1 protein-coding gene is annotated in these 1,641 nt (G+C 54.4%); it reads right to left on the bottom strand.

Annotation, left to right across the window (positions count from 1 at the left end; all coding sequences use genetic code 11):
• Nucleotides 1-175 precede the first annotated feature (175 nt).
• Nucleotides 176-1,159: a sigma 54-interacting transcriptional regulator gene (locus WBB95_RS16190; RefSeq protein WP_424488505.1), complete on the bottom strand. Its 984-nt coding sequence runs from the start codon at nucleotides 1,157-1,159 to the stop codon at nucleotides 176-178.
• Nucleotides 1,160-1,641: the final 482 nt, after the last annotated feature.

The following is a 1,641-nucleotide window of genomic DNA, read 5'->3' on the forward strand; positions in this document are numbered from 1 at the left end:
TGGTCTGGTCAGTCATGCCCTGCTGCAGGTTGGCGTTGCCATTTACGGTGCCGGCTGCTTGTGCTGCGCCTTGGAACGCATTGACAGCGGTGTTGGCGCCGTGGGCTGCTGCGTTGGCCAAGCCACCAGGAATACGTGGAAAAGTCATGCTTGTTGCTCCCAATGTTAACTCGCGTTAGTACGAGGTAATAATTTGTGGAGAATTCGTGGATACAGGTTCCACATTTTTTTCAAGCAACGAGTTTTTTCCGAATATGTCCAAGCTCTTGATGCGGTGATACAGCGTGCGACGCGGTATGCCGAGCTCCACACACGCGGCGTCGATGCTATGACCGTGACGCTTGAGTGCTTCCTGAATCAGGATGCGTTCGATCACCCGCATTTGCGCCTTGAGGGTCTGCTTCTCCTGCTCGCCGCCGGTGTCTGGCCCCAACGACGGAAAGCCTAAGGCAAAGCGTTTGGCGGCGGATTTCAGCTCGCGGATATTGCCCGGCCAGGAATGGCTCAGCAGCACCTGAATGATCGACGGGCACAGAGACTTGTGAGTGATCCCCAGGCCCTGGGTGGCGGCGGTAACAAATTTGGAAAACAGTGGGATGATCTGCTCCCGACGGTCACGCAGCGCCGGCAACTGGATGGTCAACACGTTGAGGCGAAAATAAAGGTCACGGCGAAACCGGCCCTGCTCTACCAGCTCCGAAAGGGAGCGTTGCGCCGAGGCGATCACGCAAATATCCAGCGCAATGGCGGTGGTCGATCCCAGGCGCTCGATGGCCCGCACCTCCAGCACCCTCAAGAGTTTGGCCTGCAGGCTCAGGGGCATGCTGTCGATTTCATCCAGGTACAAGGTGCCGCCTTGCGCTGCCTCGATGTAGCCTTTGCGTGAGCGATTGGCGCCGGTAAACGCGCCGTTGACCACCCCAAACAATTCACTCTCCGCCAGAGATTCCGGGATCGCCGCGCAGTTCATCGCCACGAAACTACCTTTGCGCCCCGACAATACATGGATGCGCTCGGCCAGGGTGTCCTTGCCCGTGCCGGTTTCGCCAGACAGCAGCAAATCAATGCCCAATAACGAAGTACTTTGCGCAATGATCTTTAAGTCGGGAAAATCGTTGATGCCGTCATGCTCGCCTTGGAAATAATCGCGCGCAGTCATATATACAACCTCCCAATCGGCTTACTTAATCCAGTCCCCGATCCTTAAGGCTGTGATATAGATTCAATGTAACCGCCCCGTGACATTTCGATGAACGACGAACGCACTCGCTACTTACGGCCCTTTATTTTTGCTGCAGGTTTGACAGTAAGACGCAAGTAAATAAACCGAACTCTTATTCTAATTCCAGCCGCCACTACAGCATTCATCCTGAATCGGAGCTGAACGAAAGGTCATCGACGCCGGGCAGGCGCCTGCCCCTACAGAACCGGTGAGTTTTAATATGACTCTAGCCACCGGCTACCGCGCCTCACGGCGAGCCCGCACGCGGGACGTTACCTAAATTTTTTATTATCTAAAGGCACAGAAAAGTTCTCCGTCATAACGTTGACAGACTAACGAGCTCTGCGATTAACAGGTTCAAAAAATTGACTACTCAGGTTCGGACATGCACTTGCAATTCACTGTTTGAAAAGCTGCAC

It is taken from the genome of Pseudomonas sp., assembly GCF_049645325.1.
Classification (GTDB): Bacteria; Pseudomonadota; Gammaproteobacteria; order Pseudomonadales; family Pseudomonadaceae; genus Aquipseudomonas.